The organism is Microcystis wesenbergii NRERC-220, from assembly GCF_032027425.1.
GTDB classification, from domain to species: Bacteria; Cyanobacteriota; Cyanobacteriia; order Cyanobacteriales; family Microcystaceae; genus Microcystis; species Microcystis wesenbergii_A.
Map to the genome: position 1 here is coordinate 1,997,501 of NZ_JAVSJA010000001.1, position 16,759 is coordinate 2,014,259.

General features: G+C 45.5%; 17 protein-coding genes and 1 rRNA gene (1 of these 18 only partly in view). 4 read left to right on the forward strand and 14 right to left on the reverse strand.

What is annotated here, in order from left to right; translation table 11 throughout:
- Positions 1-46, reverse strand: a 16S ribosomal RNA gene (locus tag RAM70_RS09695) (it extends 1,443 nt beyond the left edge of the window).
- A gap of 431 nt (positions 47-477) precedes the next feature.
- Between RAM70_RS09695 and RAM70_RS09700 the strand changes: the two genes are divergently transcribed.
- Positions 478-1,503, forward strand: coding sequence for an ABC transporter permease (locus RAM70_RS09700; RefSeq protein ID WP_045358591.1), 1,026 nt, complete (start codon positions 478-480; stop codon positions 1,501-1,503).
- Between the two features lie 225 nt (positions 1,504-1,728).
- On the opposite strand, the gene RAM70_RS09705 is transcribed toward RAM70_RS09700, so the two are convergent.
- The gene (locus RAM70_RS09705) at positions 1,729-2,646 is read right to left on the reverse strand and encodes a glycosyltransferase family 2 protein (RefSeq protein ID WP_288001438.1); all 918 of its coding nucleotides are present in this window, start codon (positions 2,644-2,646) and stop codon (positions 1,729-1,731) included.
- Between the two features lie 264 nt (positions 2,647-2,910).
- Here RAM70_RS09705 and trpA point away from each other — a divergent pair, with 264 nt between their 5' ends.
- Entirely contained in the window at positions 2,911-3,705 is a 795-nt protein-coding gene (gene trpA, locus RAM70_RS09710; protein ID WP_149976193.1) for a tryptophan synthase subunit alpha, read from the forward strand.
- Positions 3,706-3,787: 82 nt separating this feature from the next.
- Here the strand turns inward: trpA and RAM70_RS09715 are convergent, their stop codons facing one another.
- The 8 genes from RAM70_RS09715 to RAM70_RS09750 form a co-directional block, all read right to left on the reverse strand.
- Entirely contained in the window at positions 3,788-5,143 is a 1,356-nt protein-coding gene (locus RAM70_RS09715) for a tetratricopeptide repeat protein (protein ID WP_312673489.1), read from the reverse strand.
- A 227-nt stretch (positions 5,144-5,370) separates the two neighbouring features.
- Positions 5,371-5,529, reverse strand: a complete 159-nt coding sequence (locus RAM70_RS09720; RefSeq protein ID WP_190381886.1) for a hypothetical protein — start codon at positions 5,527-5,529, stop codon at positions 5,371-5,373.
- A gap of 197 nt (positions 5,530-5,726) precedes the next feature.
- Positions 5,727-6,008, reverse strand: a complete 282-nt coding sequence (locus tag RAM70_RS09725; protein ID WP_190381887.1) for a hypothetical protein — start codon at positions 6,006-6,008, stop codon at positions 5,727-5,729.
- Positions 6,009-6,281: 273 nt separating this feature from the next.
- Positions 6,282-6,479, reverse strand: coding sequence for a type II toxin-antitoxin system MqsA family antitoxin (locus RAM70_RS09730; protein WP_069475497.1), 198 nt, complete (start codon positions 6,477-6,479; stop codon positions 6,282-6,284).
- Positions 6,480-6,536: 57 nt separating this feature from the next.
- A complete protein-coding gene (locus tag RAM70_RS09735; RefSeq protein WP_108936445.1) occupies positions 6,537-7,271 on the reverse strand; it encodes a peptidylprolyl isomerase in 735 nt (244 codons plus the stop codon).
- A gap of 18 nt (positions 7,272-7,289) precedes the next feature.
- Positions 7,290-8,744, reverse strand: coding sequence for a beta-barrel domain-containing protein (locus RAM70_RS09740; protein WP_312673495.1), 1,455 nt, complete (start codon positions 8,742-8,744; stop codon positions 7,290-7,292).
- A gap of 2 nt (positions 8,745-8,746) precedes the next feature.
- Positions 8,747-11,413 (reverse strand): ABC transporter transmembrane domain-containing protein, encoded by a 2,667-nt coding sequence (locus RAM70_RS09745; protein ID WP_312673497.1) that lies wholly within the window; start codon positions 11,411-11,413, stop codon positions 8,747-8,749.
- Positions 11,414-11,420: 7 nt separating this feature from the next.
- A complete protein-coding gene (locus RAM70_RS09750; protein WP_287694062.1) occupies positions 11,421-11,888 on the reverse strand; it encodes a helix-turn-helix domain-containing protein in 468 nt (155 codons plus the stop codon).
- A 564-nt stretch (positions 11,889-12,452) separates the two neighbouring features.
- Between RAM70_RS09750 and RAM70_RS09755 the strand changes: the two genes are divergently transcribed.
- A complete protein-coding gene (locus RAM70_RS09755) occupies positions 12,453-13,052 on the forward strand; it encodes a peroxiredoxin (RefSeq protein WP_002752469.1) in 600 nt (199 codons plus the stop codon).
- Between the two features lie 171 nt (positions 13,053-13,223).
- Positions 13,224-14,483 carry an L-lactate MFS transporter gene (locus RAM70_RS09760; protein ID WP_288001425.1) on the forward strand — a complete coding sequence of 420 codons (1,260 nt, stop codon included), beginning with the start codon at positions 13,224-13,226 and terminating at the stop codon, positions 14,481-14,483.
- A gap of 207 nt (positions 14,484-14,690) precedes the next feature.
- Here RAM70_RS09760 and RAM70_RS09765 read toward each other — a convergent pair whose 3' ends face one another.
- From RAM70_RS09765 to panB, 4 genes are all read right to left on the reverse strand, one after another.
- Positions 14,691-15,038 (reverse strand): carbon dioxide-concentrating mechanism protein CcmK, encoded by a 348-nt coding sequence (locus tag RAM70_RS09765; protein WP_045358575.1) that lies wholly within the window; start codon positions 15,036-15,038, stop codon positions 14,691-14,693.
- A gap of 104 nt (positions 15,039-15,142) precedes the next feature.
- Positions 15,143-15,451 (reverse strand): carbon dioxide-concentrating mechanism protein CcmK, encoded by a 309-nt coding sequence (locus RAM70_RS09770; RefSeq protein ID WP_002732196.1) that lies wholly within the window; start codon positions 15,449-15,451, stop codon positions 15,143-15,145.
- Between the two features lie 51 nt (positions 15,452-15,502).
- Positions 15,503-15,997, reverse strand: coding sequence for a peptide-methionine (S)-S-oxide reductase MsrA (gene msrA / locus RAM70_RS09775; RefSeq protein ID WP_045358574.1), 495 nt, complete (start codon positions 15,995-15,997; stop codon positions 15,503-15,505).
- Positions 15,990-16,757 carry a 3-methyl-2-oxobutanoate hydroxymethyltransferase gene (panB, locus tag RAM70_RS09780; RefSeq protein WP_045358573.1) on the reverse strand — a complete coding sequence of 256 codons (768 nt, stop codon included), beginning with the start codon at positions 16,755-16,757 and terminating at the stop codon, positions 15,990-15,992. The genes msrA and panB overlap by 8 nt, the downstream gene beginning before the upstream one ends.
- Between the last annotated feature and the right edge of the window lie 2 nt (positions 16,758-16,759).

Here is a 16,759-nt window from a genome sequence, read left to right on the forward strand (position 1 = left end):
CACGCCGCCAGCGTTCATCCTGAGCCAGGATCAAACTCTCCATGATGAATCGTTTGATTCTTTGACTTTTTTTCGTCTCCCCCTTGCGGGTTTGACTTCTTTGTTATAGAATTGCTTCTAAACGAGGCTGTTTTGCTTGGCTTTCAAACTATTGTTTTGTCTAGGTTCCAGCGTCGTTTGTTTCGCTTCGCTTTCGCTTTGCTTCAACCGCGCATTTACCAATGTATCTAACTTCCCTAAGTTTGTCAACCCCTTTTGGCAAAATTTTTTGATCTTTTTTCTATCCCTTGCTACGTAAGCCTTTCGGCTTTTGGTCTTTTTTGCTAGTCCCTTGATTAGAACTGGCGGTGCGGATATATTAGTTTATTTGTACTAAATGTTTTTCTCAATTTAATTTTTTATTCAGTACCTCTCGATCGCTCGGTCCTTTTTGGGGTATGGTTCCTTGAGAATGTATTTTCTGATCGGAAAGCCCTCATGTCTCGCCGCGCTGCTTTACAATCCTATTTACTGGTGCGTTTACTCCTAGCTCCCTTGATGTTATGGACGATCGTGACGGTGGTTTTTCTACTGATGCGTGTTGCCCCCGGTGATCCCACGGATGCGATTTTAGGCAACCGCGCCCCTGAAAGTGCCAAAAATGCCCTAAGAGAACAATTAGGACTGAATAAACCCCTATTTTTCCAGTACCTAGACTATATTTTTCACCTAATGCGTCTCAATTTAGGAGACTCTTTAACCAGTAAAGGGGTGACTGTGTGGGAGATTATCGCTAAACATTTTCCAGCGACGGTGGAACTAACTTTTTATGGAATGCTAATTGCGGTGATAGTGGGAGTCGGATTGGGAATTATTACCGCTTCCCGTCCGAATACACCCTTAGATGCGGGGGGACGTTTATTTGGACTGATAACCTATTCCTTGCCGATTTTTTGGGTGGGAATGCTCTTACAGCTAATTTTTGCGGTACAGTTGCGCTGGTTTCCCTTGGGGACTCGTTTTCCTTTGAGTGAAACTCCACCCCAGACAATTACGGGTTTATACACCCTTGATAGTCTGATGACTCTACAACTAGATAAGTTGCCCACAGCTTTGTATTATCTAGCCTTACCTAGTTTTACTCTCGGCATTCTCTTGAGTGGAATTTTTGAACGGATGGTGCGAGTTAATCTGAAACAAACTTTGCAAGCGGACTATGTAGATGCGGCAAAAGCGAGAGGAATACCAGAAAAAACGATTATGATCGCCCATGCGCTGAAAAATGCTCTAATACCCGCAATTACTGTCTTAGGATTAACTTTTGCGGCTCTTTTAGGTGGTGCAGTCTTGACGGAAGTTACTTTTTCCTGGCCAGGTTTGGGAAATCAGTTATATAGGGCGATTTCTCTGCGGGATTACCCAACAGTGCAGGGATTAATGGCTTTTTTTGCGACAATAGTGGTTTTTGCCAGTATTTTTATCGATTTAATCAATGCTTACATTGATCCTCGCATCCGTTATTAATCAGGGAAGTGGGGAGATGGGAGAGGGAGTTTGAGCATTTGTACTAAAATGCTAATACGAAGTTTAAATACAGTACAGCTTGAGATGAATTATGAAGTGGGGAGAAGGGAGAGGGGAGAGAGAGTCTCAGCATTTGTACTAAAATTACCAATACATAGATCGGGATTGTTTTTTGTCTCTAGGTTGTTGTTAGGTGATTGCTGACTGATTAATAATGGTTGAATGTTAATCGGCTTTTCCTTTTAGGGAGACGAAATCGGGCCTATGGGAATTACTATTGTCACCATTTTGCGGGGGATGAAAAGGATTTCTCACTTCGGGGGGAGTGGGTAAACCCTGTTTCATTTCCGCTACTTTTAAGAGGATCAAATACTCATAAAAAGCTTGCAGAGTACACCAAGCAAAACCAGCTTTACCATCGAGAATTCCTGCCAAGATAAAATACATATAAAACCAACGAAGCAGGGGACGAAAAGGCAATCGTAGAGATAAATCTTTTAAAGCTCTCCGTCTATCTACTTCGGTTTCACCAAAAAATAAATTTTTCCAACTAACACCACCGTTAGCCAACTGATGCAGGGTTTCTGCCGCTTCATCGGTAGAGTAACGATTATGTTTTTCAATCCAACGACTTAAACCTTTACTACAGGTATAGTGGGGATAGGTTTCTTGTAAAAAAGAGGTTTTTCCCCGACATTCTTCCCTTTCCGTGTGACCATAATCGCTAAACCAGACTTGATCTTTTCTAAATAGACGCATTTGATAACGGGGATACTGGGTGCTGCGACGGATCCAAGTTCCCATAAACATAACTCTTTCGGCCACATAAAAACCAGTAAATTCCTGTTGTTGCGTGGCACGGAGACATTCTGCGTAGAGTTGGGGTGTCATCCTTTCATCTGCTTCGAGAATATAAACCCAATCGTATTTAGTCTCGATATTTTCTAACATCCAAGTTCTTTGTTTACCATGACTCTCGAATTGATGCTGAATCACGCGCACTGGATAACGAGAAGCAATCTCTACTGTGCGATCGCTACTGTAGGAGTCAACCACAATCACATCATCGGATAGAAGTGCCGATTCCACACAGGCGGCAATATCAATTTCTTCGTTATGAGTGAGAATGTAAATGGAAAACATAGATATAATATGGTGTTTGATTATACGAAACCCGATCGGGCAGTAGTTCTATTGTGTACTGGAAAAAGCGGAATGAAAACCCTTATTATCCAAGAAATTTTTTTAAAACTGTCAGACTGAGCCTATTCTAACCTCGATCGCCATTTTGTCAATATTCCTTAAGTATTACTCGAAAAATTCTTTACCTGAGCTTGCGGCGACCGGCTACGAGCTATTCCCCACCATGAGATAATAGACGGTGCTTTATGTCTCCAGTAATTTTCGATGACTGCTGTTTCCGAGTGTTTTCGTTCTCTCCGTTCCCAGGGGAATTGTGCCTTAATTCCCTTTATTACTGCTGGTGATCCCGATTTGTCCACTACTGCCCAAGCTTTACGCATTTTAGACCGGGCAGGGGCCGATCTGATCGAGTTGGGGGTTCCCTATTCCGATCCTCTTGCGGATGGTCCGGTTATTCAAGCGGCAGCCACCCGCGCTTTAAATCGGGGTGTCAAGTTGGAAGATGTGCTAGAAATCGTCAAAAATGCTCAGGGAGAGGTGAAAGCTCCCATTATTCTCTTTACTTACTATAATCCCATCTATCATCGCGGGATAGATGTCTTTTTAGACCAAATAAAAGCAGCCGGGGTGAGTGGTTTGGTGGTTCCCGATTTACCCCTAGAGGAAGCGGCAAGTCTGCTGCAACCGGCTGCCGCTAAGGGAATTGAAGTGATTTTATTGGTAGCGCCTACCAGTCCCCCGGAACGAATACAAGCGATCGCCCTGCAATCCCAAGGTTTTATTTATTTGGTTAGTGTCACGGGAGTGACGGGAATGCGTAACCAAGTGGCCACCAGAGTGGAGGAATTGCTCGATTCTATCCGTTCTGTCACCGATAAACCCGTGGGGGTAGGATTTGGCATTTCTGACCCGACACAGGCACTACAGGTGAAAAACTGGGGTGCTGATGCGGTAATTGTCGGCAGTGCCATGGTTAAACGTCTGGCCGATAATTCCCCCAGCGATGGGTTAAAATCCCTCGAAGAATTCTGCCGCAGTTTAAAACAGGCGATTCAGTGAGGGGTTAGAAATTCTTCTAAGGGAATTCCGGCTGCGGGGCGATCGAGGTAGAATCTTTCCCGAATTCCTCGATCGCCTTGAGTTAAATTTGAGAGAGTTCGCGTTCACCCGCTAATTTCAGTGCAGAAGCGGCTTCAGGAATATAGGAAGTTTTCGTTTTAGAGACCATACCTCCCTGTTGTTCGAGTAATTGTTCTAGACGCATGGTACTCCAATCGGTCAGCATCGAGTTACCTAGCCGGGGGGCCAATTTGTTAATTTTCTCCACGGCGGAGATCCCCAATTCATCCATCTGTAGGGAAGCTAGATAGCAATCACAGGCGATGTCTATCTCTCCTAATCGTTCGTGACATTGGCCAGCCATAAACCAAGCGATCGCCATTCCAGGTGGGCCGAGTCTAGTAGCAGAACGATAGATTTTCGCCGCTTCTTCAAATTTATTTTGTTTTAGTAAAATTTCCCCCAGTTTCAGGCGATAACGAGAGTAAAGAGGTTCCATCGCCACCATTTTCTTCGCTCTCTCTTCGGCGAGATCAATATCGCCTAACCAGAGAGCTTCTTTTGTTCGGCTCTCGAAAACCGTTATTAGATTGTCGTAGGCGGAAAGTCGTTCGCTCTCGTTTTTACACTCGCGAGTTAGTTCTTCCGCTAGGGATTGACAGAGATCCATTTCACGGACAACCGTTTCTCGCTCACCCCGCAGAAGTGGAGCGAAAACAGCCGCACGCTGGAAAGCACTGGTTAAATGTTTAAAATCGAAACGATCGAGGGAAGGTTCGAAGTGAGAGAGTGCCTCCTTGGCTACTTCTCGCCAATAGGCGACTGCGGCTATATCTCGAAAGGCAGTAGCCTGCAAAACGATTAATTCTACGGCTGCCCCGAAAACCACCAGGCTTTCTTTAGAAGCGTATTGAACGATTCGTTGAAAATCTTCCAGGTTTTCTGATGTACCGATATCTTCTTGACAAAGGATTTTAGACATCGCCAGGCTGTAAGCTAATCTAGCGAACGTGGGGTCTCTGCCAATGTTTTCATCAGTAATTGCGGGAATATAGCGAATAATCGCTTCATGAAAGCATAAACTCGATAATAAATTAATTGTTTTCAGTTGAGTAGCGGGTGAAAGCTCACGATAATGCTCTAAATGCTCGCAAAGAACTCTCCAACGTTCGGTTCTCAACTCATCGGGGAGGGTGAGAGGATCGTTAATTGGGTATTGAAAAAGACTGGTCTCTCGAATCAATTGCTCTCGAAAAGAAGCGGGGTGAACGAGAGCAACCGGGGTAACAGATGACGTATCGACACCTCGTACTTCGGAGACAAGATTTCGATAACTATAGTCAATTCCCTGAATATGCCAAGCTCCAGATTGATAGGGACTAAGATCGAAATAAGGACGATGGCTCCAAGTGATCGGAAAATCGTTTAAAAATAGCATACATATTCTCAAGAAATGCGATCTTTATCTGGTTGGTATTTCCACGATAGTCAACGGAGTATCTTGTTTGGCTGAACTACCGTGGAAACTAGGAGAAATACAGAGATAAAATACTGATTTATCTCTGTATTTTATCAATCAGTTACATTTGCATATAATAGCACCAACAACAACCGCCTACCACTTGACGCAAAGTTTTAAAAGCGGTGATGCTTTCTGGACTGTCGTTAGCGGACTACCCATTTGGCAGCAGCACCGCCTACCACTTGACGTAAAGTTTTAAAAGCGGTGATGCTTTCTGGACTGTCGTTAACGGCATCGGTGCGAAGCTCGATAATTTCGTTAGTCACCGTGTTTTTGATCTCGTTGATTTTGATGTTAGCCATGAGATGTATTCTCCAAATTTTCGCTAAATGAATGAATCAAATTATTGATTCAAGAAAACCATAACAATTTTTCAACACCAGATCAACTATCAAAATCGAACAAAAAGAACATAATTTAGTTATTTATGTTCTTTTTGAAAGACTATTTTTTACAAAAACATCATCAAAACGTAAGGATTCAGGTGCCTCAAATGCAGTCACAGAGCGGCTTCTAAAATCTCAGAACTCGCTAAACTAACAGTTTCATTCTCAATAAGCACGAAAATTAAGGCTTTCAGGGTTTCTGAATGAGAATGAGGATTTGGACATAATTCGCCTAAATGCTTACACAGCATGAGTTTGACTGCTTTTTGTATGGCCTGAATCCTTACATCAAAACCGATTAAACAACGGGCTTCCAAGCTATTTAAAGAAACAAAAATAAGTAATTTATGTACAAAAAACTCTGAACCTGTCTTGTTGGAAGCAAAGAGAACCAACCAAGCTAACTTAATTGAGTTATTTATTTTTTAAATTAACTGGGAATTCTGTTAATGAATAAATTCAGTAATTTTTAAAAGTGTATGTATTAAAAATCACTTTGTTGGTTTTTATGCTGAATAAGCTCACTCAAGAATAATCGGATTATTGGTATTTTATTAATCCATATTGTATTAATCTTATAGTAAAATAATCCGTAGGTTGGGTTAAACGAAGTGCACCCCAACACAAAACATGAAGAATAATAGGGGGATGATGTTGGGTTTCATGCTTCAACCCAACCTACAAAATAGGCGATCAGCCTTCTGTAAAACTTCCGCAGTGACCGACTCGCTTAGATAATACTCCCCGCAATTCTGACAGATATCCGCAGGGACTTGTTTTAAAATCACGATACAATTATCTCTCTCTAAAGTAACGGTAACAAAACCCGATCGAGTCGTACCGTGTTTACAGATCACACATTCCATAACTCTTATCTTCCCTTACTATGTTTGCGGGGTGAGCAATGCCCACCCCGTTCACGATTAATTACTAAACTCGTATTCTATCTCTTGAATCTTCTCCTTTACCCAGCCGTTAAACAAATCAACACCGATTTTCAGAGCCAACTCCTCGGTTAATTTTGGTTTAAGGATTTCCTCGACAAAAATCAGGTGAAAACCCCGATCGCCTTGCAGCGGTTTCAACAATCGAGAAGAATCCGATGCGAAAATTGCGGACGAAAGATTCGGTCGTAAATCCTTACGGTAAACAGTACCGCGATAACCCCCCTTGCGTCGTAATTCCACATCCTCGATATAGCGATGCGCTACTTCCTGAAAGCTGATTTCCTCCTCCTGAATCGATTCATACAACTCCTCCGCCATCGCCTGATCTGCTAACACTACCTCATAGATCACCGCGCCAGTATAATCTAGCTGGTGTTCCACAAAATAGGATTCAATTTTGTCTGCGAAAAGATGTTCGGCTAATTTACCCGATAGTAAATTGAATTGAACGATCTCCTCGAAATCATCTAGGGATAAGCCCTGTTTTTCCAACCAATTCCATGTATCTTTGGCGTTATGTAATTCATTGGCGAGACGGAATTGATCGGCCGCCTGTTGTAACTCGTCAGTCGTGTTTTTAATCCCCGCTGCCGTGGCGGTTTCGGTGATGATTTTCCGACCGATAATTCCCTCGACTATTTCGGGAACTTTCCCCGATAGCTTAAGCTGTTGGATAAGGTCTTGATTGCTGATGGTGATACTATGGGACATAATGACTCCTGAAAAAAACTACAGTTTTAACCCATCTTTTTGCAGATCCTTAAAGGGATCGAGGATGTAATCGATCACCCGACGCTGACGGACGATCGCTTCTGCGGTAGCCGTATCCCCCGGATTGAGGGGAATACATTGATTTCCCTTTTGAATACAGGAGCGATCGAGTTGAATTTCTAGCTCGAAAACGTTAATTTTTCCGTTGGGCGTTTCCTTTTCGATCGCCGTCGGTGATTTCTTGGTGATCTTGCCGCCGATAATGCCGTAATCCTGAAAAGGATAGGCATCGAACTTGACTTTTATCGGCATACCGGCGCGGAGAAATTGACTTTGATCCGTGGGCATTTCTGCCTTGAGAATAAACCGCGATCCCTTCGGTGCTATCTCCGCAACCCGCGTTCCCGACTGCACCACCGCACCCGCGCGTTTAATCGGTAATGAAAAGATTGTGCCGTCGGTATTCGCCTTTAAAACCCTCTGACTTAGTTGGATTTGGAGCGCTTGCCGTTGGCTCTCGCTTTGGGCGATTTCCGATGCCAGTGTTCCGATCTCCGTGTCTAGATTGTTAATCTGCTCCTGTATCCTTAAGAGTGCCAACTCGTTGGAATGGCGGAGACTTTGATAACCCCGCTGCCGCTCCTGTAATTGCAGACGCGCTTGGGCGATATCGGCGCTCGTTTGTTGACTCGTCTGACGGTGGTTGCTTTCTAATTCCGCTAGTTTATGTTGATTTTCTTTTACCTCCGCTTTTCCCCGCTCGTAGAGTTGTTGGCGCTCCTTGGCATTGTCCTCACGCTCGATGAATTGCACCTCCGATATCGCGCCATCCTCCCACGCTTTTCGGTAGCGATCGACTTCTTTTAAAGCCGTTTGATAACGACTTTTGAGAATCGGATAATCAGTCTGACTTTGTGCGAGGGCGGTTTTCGCTTGATTTACCCGCGCCTGTTGTTCTTCTAGGGATATTTTCGCTTTCTTGATTAATGCGTCCACATTCTCCCGCGCTTGTTCGATCGAGGCTTCTTTTTCCGCTGCTGCCGCGCGATTTTGTTGGCTTTGGGTGGTTAAAGAAATCTCTAACTGACTTTTGACAAGTTTCTGTTGGGAAAGACGACTTTTTTGTCCTTCTATTTTCTCCTCAATTTGTTGTATTTCCTTGCCGATTAATGAGGAATCTAGGGTTAAAATCGGTTGTCCTGCTTTCACCTCTTGGCCTTCACGGACATAGATTTTTTCCACTTTTCCCGTCGCGATAGCATCGATTTTGACTGTTTCTCCTTGGGGTTCCAGTTTTCCTGGTCCGACACCCGTTTCATCGACTTTTGAGAATATCGCCCAGGGGAGAATGATCGAGACGAAAATAATCAGAAAATAGAGTAAACCACGCGTCCAGGGTAGGGGTAAAGTATCGATCAATTCCTTGGTCTGGAAAGACCAGTTATCGCGCTCTCTGTCTAGATTGGTGGTCATAGTTATTCACTCAATTGATTAGAGTTCAAATTACGGTAAATACCGGGACGGGCCATTAATTCTTCGTGGGTTCCACTATCGAGTAATACCCCTCGATCGAGAACGAGAATACAATCTGCGTTCCGCACCGTAGAGAGGCGATGGGCGATAATCACCATCGTGCGATTCTGCCGAATTTTCTGGAGATTTGTTTGAATAATCCGTTCCGATTCGGTATCGAGGTGGGAAGTGGCTTCATCGAGGATTAATAACCGCGGCTCTCCCATCAACGATCGAGCGATGGCGATTCGTTGTCTCTGTCCCCCGGAAAGTAGCCCTCCACCCTCGCCGATTTGAGTTTCGTACCCCATGGGCAGTGATTGAATAAACTCATGAATTCCCGCTAATTTCGCCGCTTCGATCACATTTTCTAGGGGGTGATCGGGATGACCTAAACTGATATTTTCCCGAATCGTGGAACCGAAGAGAAAAGTATCCTGATCGACGACTCCCACCTGTTGCCGGAGGGAACTGAGGGCGATCGTACTCAGATCGTAACCGTCGATCGATATCTTCCCATCGGTGGGGGGATAGAGGCCGATCAGTAATTTCGAGATCGTGGTTTTTCCCGAACCGCTCCGACCGACGATGGCAACGGTTTGACCGGGTAAAATTTCAAAACTGAGGTTTTCTAAAACATTCTGATCGCTGTCGGTGTGGTAGCGAAAGGTGACATTCTCAAAGCGAATATGTCCCTGTAATTCCGGGAGAAATTGACGGGAAAGTTCCTCTAAATTCTCCTCCGGCTTTGCGTCTAGTACATCGTTAATGCGCTCGACGGCGATATTGACTTCTTGAAATTGCGTCCAGAGAACGGTTAAGCGTTGAAAAGGCGCGATGATCTGGGCAAAAAGCATATTAAAGGCGATCAATTGTCCGATCGATAATTGATTTTGAATCACTAGATAGGCACCGAAACAGAGTAACCCCGTCGTCGCTAAAGATTCGATCAGATTACTGAATATCTGGAGATTATTGCCAATGATCTGCCCAGAGAAATTTTTCTTGACCTCCACCGAGAAAAGGTCTTCCCAGTGCCAACGGGTCGATCGCTCTGTGGCAGTAGATTTGACGGTACGAATACCGGTTAAAATCTCGATCAGGTAACTGCTTTCCTTAGCGATCGCCTGAAAAATATCCCGGGATATTCGCTGCAGAAAAGGGGTAGAAATTAACGCCAGCAGAAGGAACGGTGGCACGATCGCTAAACTGATGAGGGCTAATTGCCAGCTATAGCGGAACATCACCGCCACATACACGAAAACCGTTAATAAGTCAAGTAAAATCGAGAGAGCTTCCCCAGAGAGAAAACGCTGAATCTTGCGATTTTCCCCGACGCGGGAAATAATATCGCCCACATAGCGGGACTCGAAATAACCGAGGGGAAGGCTGAGGGTATGGCGGATAAAACCGGTGATTAATGCCGTATCGATGCGATTAGCGGTGTGATCGAGGAGATAGGCGCGTAAACCAGTAATTGCCACCCGAAAAACCCCGAAAATTAGCGCACCGATCCCCATCGCCCAAAGGGTAGTTAAGGACCCCTGCACGATTACCCGATCGAGGATTAACTGGGTGAAAATCGGCGTAATTAAGCCGAATATCTGGATAAAAAGCGAGGCGACGAAAATTTCCAGCAGTACGAACCAATGGGGTTCCAGTAAGCGATAAAACTGCCAGAGAGAGGTTTTATCCTCTTTCGTGTCCCGGAATTTCTGGTTCGGTTGGAGCAGCAGGGTGAATCCCGTCCATTTACTGGCGAATTCGGCACGACTTAGGGTTAATTGCCCGATCGCTGGATCGCCAATAATCACCTGTTTGGCGGTAATTTTCCAGATCACAACGAAGTGTTTGCCTTCCCAGTGAGCGGTCGCAACGCGCTCGCTACGCGAGACCGCCGGTAGGGGCTGTTTCCCTAATCCCTCTAGAGTCGCTTTTACCGGACGGGTGGAGAGGCCGATATTTTCCGCCGCGGTGATCAGTCCCGACAGGGTTGCCCCGTCGCGGTTGACGTTGGCCATTTCCCGCAAACGGTTGACGCTGATTCTTTTGCCCCAATAACGGGCGATCATGACTAAACCGGCCGCCCCGCAATCGGAGGCGGACTGTTGCTCGAAGAAGGGATAACGGCGGAGGGATTGCCCGATCCAGTGACCTAACCGCTGCGCTGGAGAGGGAAAATAGGCTCGATCGCTTTTTTTGTCCGTTTCTTCTGTCTTCGTCCCAAGAAGTTGATCAATTTCCCGCGCCCGTTGTAGTAATGTTTTTTTCAGGGCGGGGTGTTTTTTCAGGATCGGCTTCAGGGCGGACTCGGGGATAAGAAGTAGTTCCGCCTTTGCGGAGACTCGAACCGAGTAGGGTGGTCTCTGAGCTACGCCGAAGAGCAGAAAACCCGATCGGGGAAAGAGGGAGAATTCCCCGAAAAATTCGCCGGTTTTGAGCGCAATCATCTCTTTTTGCTGCGAGTTCGCTATCCGAACTTTGCCGCCAACGACTAGGTATAATCCGGGCTGTAGGGGCAGTGTACCTGCTTCGGGAGAGAGGGTGATCGCCGTTTTCTGGAGACTCCGCCACTGGGTTTCGGACAGGAATTCCGGCCAGGGATTGACGAGGCTGTGAGTATCGAGCATAGTTGTTTTAAGCTTTGGCTGAAGGAGAAAGATCGACGATGCGGAGCGGCTGTAGCTGTTTGCGGAGGCGATTGATGTGGGTGGGGGTGAGTGCAACCCCGAATTCTTTCTCTAGATGCCGCGCTAACCAAACTCCCGACCATCGCTTAAAGGAATAGCCGAAATCCCGGGGGGATTTACTAATCAGTTCCTTCAGGCGATCGAGGTAAGGTTGATCAACTTTTGAAGGGCGACCGCGGCGGTATTTTTGCCAGCGATCGATCTTGCCACTCTCGGCGATCAGTATCCATTTACTAGCGGTGGCGGCAGTACAATCGAGAAGCTTACGGATCTCGTTCTGGGATTTGCCCTCGTCAGCGAAAAGAATGATTTGAATCCGTTTGCGATCAACATCAGAGATATTCGGTTCTGTTGAGATTTCGAGAAGTTGCTGACGTTGGGATGAGGATAGATATTTACCGGTGCTTGATGACATTGACATAGCCTTTGCAACTATAAGTAAAAGCAGACAGCAGCAGGTCGGAGCGTTGAGGCAAGAAAGTTGTACTAAGTTGTACAATGGGCTGAATTCCCCGGGTGACGATCTCTTTCGCTGTCCTTAAATTATTATTTCGGCTGCAAAAGTGAACATTATGAAGTTTATTAAATCCGACATTCCGCAAATCTTCATATACTTTTATATATTTTTACATTCCCCAAGATGTTTTGACGAAAAACCTTCATTGTAGAACCTACTATTGAGAACATTTTCAATAATTGATTTTTTCTGAGAAAAAAAAAATACAATTCTTAACCTTGATAAAAATCCATGATTGTAGCTATTGAATGTTAAGAAGTGCGAAAAGTGGGTAAATTGTTTTTCTCTCGCCCGATCAAACCTCTCTAACACCTAACCCCCATCACCCCATCACCCTATCTCCCCGCTGGCCACTGATAACTGATTGCTGACTACTCAAAATCGTTATGACTATGATATAGTTGTTAAGGAATGTAAAAATAGTTGCATTTTCCCAGAAACTAGATTAAGGAGATTAAAAGTATGACCGCCGAAGGTTGCTTAAGAGTCGGACAAGCGGCGCCGGATTTCACCGCGACCGCCGTTTTCGATCAAGAGTTCAAAACCATCAAATTATCGGATTATCGGGGTAAATACGTCGTTTTATTCTTCTATCCCCTCGATTTTACCTTTGTTTGCCCCACGGAAATTACCGCTTTCAGCGATCGAGTTAGCGAATTTAGCAGTATCAACACCGAGATTTTAGGGGTGTCCGTCGATAGCGAATTTGCTCACCTAGCATGGATTCAAACCGAGAGAAAATCTGGTGGTGTCGGTGATGTGGCCTATCCGTTGGTGTCGGATCTGAAAAAAGAAATCAGCACCGCTTACAATGTTCTTGATCCTGATGCGGGGGTATCCCTGCGTGGTCTCTTTATCATCGATAAAGAAGGTGTTATCCAACACGCTACTATTAATAATCTTTCCTTTGGTCGCAGTGTCGATGAAACCCTCCGCACTCTGAAAGCGATTCAATACGTCCAATCCCATCCGGATGAAGTTTGTCCCGCCGGTTGGCAAGAAGGGGATGCTACCATGGTTCCCGACCCTGTGAAGTCGAAAGTTTACTTCGCGGCAGTTTAGTTAAAAATCCTCAGAAGTCCCTCCGCTATAGATGGGGGGCAGACTTTTAAAGGGGGGCGAAATAATTCGCCCCTTATTTTAATCGGAAAATTTTCCAGAAAATTGGCCCCATTAGCCATGACCTCATCTAGAATACTGGCCAGACAAGTCTAGAAAGAGTCACGGCGATCTATGACTACCAGTAATTATGATTCCGAGTTGACAGTTTTGGGATTACCCGCAGCCAAAGGTAGATGGTTATTAATACCTCTAGGAATGGGCGTTTTACTCTGTTTAGGGACGGTGTACTCTTGGAGTATCTTTAGAAAACCCCTAGAAACAGAGTTAAATCTCAGCGCCACGGAAAGCCTATTACCCTACACTGTGGCTTTAGTATTTTATGCCGCTTCTATGCCGATCGCTGGTTTTTTTATCCCCCGGGTAGGCACTCGCAGGATGACTGCTATCGGCGGAATTATCGTCGGTTTAGGCTATATTCTCGCTAGTTTTGCCGCTCAGATTCAGACAATTATTCTTACCTACGGAGTTATTGCCGGCACGGGAGTCGGCATCGCTTACGGTGTTCCCATGGCAGTGGTGGCACGCTGGTTTCCCGACAAAAAAGGTTTAGCGGTGGGTTTAACTATCATCGGATTTGGCCTTTCTCCCCTGATTACCGCACCTTTAGCCAATCGATTGATCAATGAATATAGCGTTAGACCAAGTTTAAGATTTTTGGGGATTATCTTTACAATAATTATTGTGATGATTGCCCTCGCCATGAAATTACCCCCCCAGGACTGGCAACCTCCCGCCAATTTAGCTAATCGAAAATCCGACTTTCTGGCCAATTATCCAGTGAATATGCTGAAAAGTCGCTCATTTTATGGCTTATGGCTTTGCTATGCTATTGGTGCTTTAATTGGCTTGAGTGCCATCGGTATTTCTAGTCCTGTCGCTGAGGAAATTATCCAGATCGAGCCGGGGTTAGCCGCTAGTAGTGTTGCGCTATTTGCCTTGTTTAATGGTATTAGTCGTCCTTTGTTCGGTTGGCTGAGCGATCGCTGGAAACCCCATTATTTAGCGATCGGGGCCTATACACTCATTTTGATTGGTTGTCTGTTGATGGTCAAGGCCGAAAAAGGGGCAGTTACTAGCTATCTAGTGGCTTTTTGTCTATTTTGGTTTTGTTTAGGGGGATGGTTAGCCCTAGCTCCCGCTACCACTCTCCACTTCTTTAATCCTGACCACTACGCCCAAAATTACGGTATTGTTTTTACTGCCTACGGTGTCGGTGCTTTGATCGGCACTTTAGTAACCGGTAGAATTCGCGACTGGTTCGGTACTTACACTTACGCTTTTTATGCTATGGCTGTATTGGCAATACTGGGCATTTTTCTCGCTAGTGCCTTACTGAAAAGAGAGCGATCGCAGCTATCAAATCCTAGCTAGTGGGGTTTTACTCAGATCGTAACTGATTATAGCGGCCAACTCACGCTTGAGGAGAGATTACCTCTTGGTTAGTTGGAGAAATGCTGCCCTCTTACGGAAACTCGTTGAATGAAGAATGCCCTCGCCTTTAGGCAGGGGCGAACGTCAATAAAAACTAAGTTGGAACTAGACAAGTTTCAACCGATCACCAAAAATTAACCTTGAATATTAACGACGAATCGGAGCGTTCGCACCGTCGGCGGCGGCGCGAAAAGGTTCCACTGCCTCGCTATAATCGATCGGTAAAATAGCCACCACGTTATCGTGAGGACGGGGAATAATTACCCAGGTTTCTAAAGCTGCCCCCTCGGTTTTATTGACGGCTTCAATGCCGGCAGCCATAGCGGTTTTTACCTCCTGTACATCCCCACGAATATTGAGGGTAAAACGGGCGCTTCCTGCCCTTAAATAGCCAACAATCGTGATCCGTCCTGCTTTTACCATCGCATCGGCGGCCGCTAGAATACCGGGGAAACCTTTTGTCTCGATCGATCCCACCGCGGGTTGGGCTGTCATAAATTAACTCCTAATAACAAAAATCAGATAAGTTTAATTGATAGAATCCAATCTATTTTCCAGTCTTTAACTATAGTCTAGTTTGGGGCAAATCGCTAGGGAAATTAACTGCGAAAACGGTCTGACTTAGGCGTATGCTGCACTGGTAAAACCGCCAGTACATTTTCTGGAGGATTCGGTACGATGTAATGACTGACCACATTACCACCAAAAGCGGTCATCGCCGCCGCTAATCCTGCCTCTACTGCTGGTTTAACCTCGGAAATCGGACCGCGAATCGCCACCAAAAATTCGCCCCTTTCCGCTAGATCGAAATAAACTAGGGTGACTCGTCCCCCTTTAACCATGGCATCCGCCGCCGCTAAAACGGGGGGAAAACCCAGTGTTTGAATGACTCCGACCGCCTCGGGCATTTTTCCTGATCTCCTGCGAAAGCAATTTTACATTATACCCCGAACCTGTATTTATATTTTCTTCTGGAAATCCTCGACCGATCGAGCCTGTTTTTTCTCCAAATACTGTTGATGGGACTGATCGGCCAGATAATAATCTCCTGCGGGTTCGATCAAAGTAACGATATCTTGCTGAAACTTTGCCGATAGTTGTAGTTGACCCTTGGAAGCAGTGGCGATTAACTTTTGTTCCGGGGTGTGATAAAAAATAATCGATCGATATTGTTCTCCCCGGTCCGGTCCTTGGCGATTTAACTGAGTCGGATCATGGATTGACCAAAAAACAGCTAATAACGCCTCATAGCTTATCTCTTGGGGATTATAGGCAATTTGTGCCACTTCCGCATGACCGGTAATTCGCGATAACACATCGAGATAACTAGGATTGGGGAAATTTCCCCCCATATAACCCACGGAAGTCGCTAAAACCCCCGATAAACGCCGAAATGCGTCCTCGGTTTTCCAAAAACAGCCGGCCCCAAAGGTGGCTTTTTCGCCGCTATTCATTTCTCCTCACATCCTTGGCAAATTCCACCACTGCTTTTGTAATTGTCTCGCTTAAATTGGCATAAACTTTGGCAAAAGGGGGAGCTTTTTCGGTTAATCCTAGGATATCCGCCGTTACTAATACCTGACCATCACAATCCTCCCCCGCACCGATACCAATCGTCGGGATAGTCAATTTATCGGTAATAGTAGCGGCTAAATTGGCGGGAATATGTTCCAAAACCAGGGCAAATACTCCCGCTTTCTCCAAGGCTAAAGCTTCCTCGATTAATCTTTGTGCATCCGATGGGGTTTTTCCCTGCTGACGGTATCCTAAACGATGCACTGACTGGGGAGTTAATCCGATATGACCCATAACAGGGATGCCTATCTCGGTTAAACGGCTAATCGTCCCGATCATAGCGGGATAACCTCCCTCTAATTTTACCCCTTGCACTCCCGCTTCCTTTAACATCCTTCCCGCCGAGTGAATTGCCTGACTGACACTTTCCTGATAGCTGAGAAAAGGCAAATCACAGACAACTAAAGCTTGTTTTACCCCACGAGACACGGCCGCCGCATGGTGAATCATCGCCTCTAGGGTGATCGGTAAAGTGGTAGGATAGCCCAAAGCGGTCATAGCTAAGGAATCACCTACCAAGATAATATCAATTCCTGCTCGATCGAGCAGTCGCGCGATCGGATAATCCCAAGCTGTGAGGGTGACAATCGCGCGTTTTTGCTGTTTCCACTCGATTAATTTGCTGGTGGTGACTGCCATTC

Coding starts and splice junctions, on each gene's coding strand:
- RAM70_RS09770 (WP_002732196.1), bottom strand. CDS start 15,451: ATGCCCGAGGCGGTCGGAGTCATTCAAACACTGGGTTTTCCCCCCGTT.
- panB (WP_045358573.1), bottom strand. CDS start 16,757: ATGGCAGTCACCACCAGCAAATTAATCGAGTGGAAACAGCAAAAACGC.
- RAM70_RS09735 (WP_108936445.1), bottom strand. CDS start 7,271: ATGTCCCATAGTATCACCATCAGCAATCAAGACCTTATCCAACAGCTT.
- RAM70_RS09760 (WP_288001425.1), top strand. CDS start 13,224: ATGACTACCAGTAATTATGATTCCGAGTTGACAGTTTTGGGATTACCC.
- RAM70_RS09715 (WP_312673489.1), bottom strand. CDS start 5,143: ATGCTATTTTTAAACGATTTTCCGATCACTTGGAGCCATCGTCCTTAT.
- trpA (WP_149976193.1), top strand. CDS start 2,911: ATGACTGCTGTTTCCGAGTGTTTTCGTTCTCTCCGTTCCCAGGGGAAT.
- RAM70_RS09730 (WP_069475497.1), bottom strand. CDS start 6,479: ATGGAATGTGTGATCTGTAAACACGGTACGACTCGATCGGGTTTTGTT.
- RAM70_RS09720 (WP_190381886.1), bottom strand. CDS start 5,529: ATGGCTAACATCAAAATCAACGAGATCAAAAACACGGTGACTAACGAA.
- RAM70_RS09765 (WP_045358575.1), bottom strand. CDS start 15,038: ATGACAGCCCAACCCGCGGTGGGATCGATCGAGACAAAAGGTTTCCCC.
- RAM70_RS09750 (WP_287694062.1), bottom strand. CDS start 11,888: ATGTCATCAAGCACCGGTAAATATCTATCCTCATCCCAACGTCAGCAA.
- RAM70_RS09700 (WP_045358591.1), top strand. CDS start 478: ATGTCTCGCCGCGCTGCTTTACAATCCTATTTACTGGTGCGTTTACTC.
- RAM70_RS09740 (WP_312673495.1), bottom strand. CDS start 8,744: ATGACCACCAATCTAGACAGAGAGCGCGATAACTGGTCTTTCCAGACC.
- RAM70_RS09745 (WP_312673497.1), bottom strand. CDS start 11,413: ATGCTCGATACTCACAGCCTCGTCAATCCCTGGCCGGAATTCCTGTCC.
- RAM70_RS09705 (WP_288001438.1), bottom strand. CDS start 2,646: ATGTTTTCCATTTACATTCTCACTCATAACGAAGAAATTGATATTGCC.
- RAM70_RS09755 (WP_002752469.1), top strand. CDS start 12,453: ATGACCGCCGAAGGTTGCTTAAGAGTCGGACAAGCGGCGCCGGATTTC.
- msrA (WP_045358574.1), bottom strand. CDS start 15,997: ATGAATAGCGGCGAAAAAGCCACCTTTGGGGCCGGCTGTTTTTGGAAA.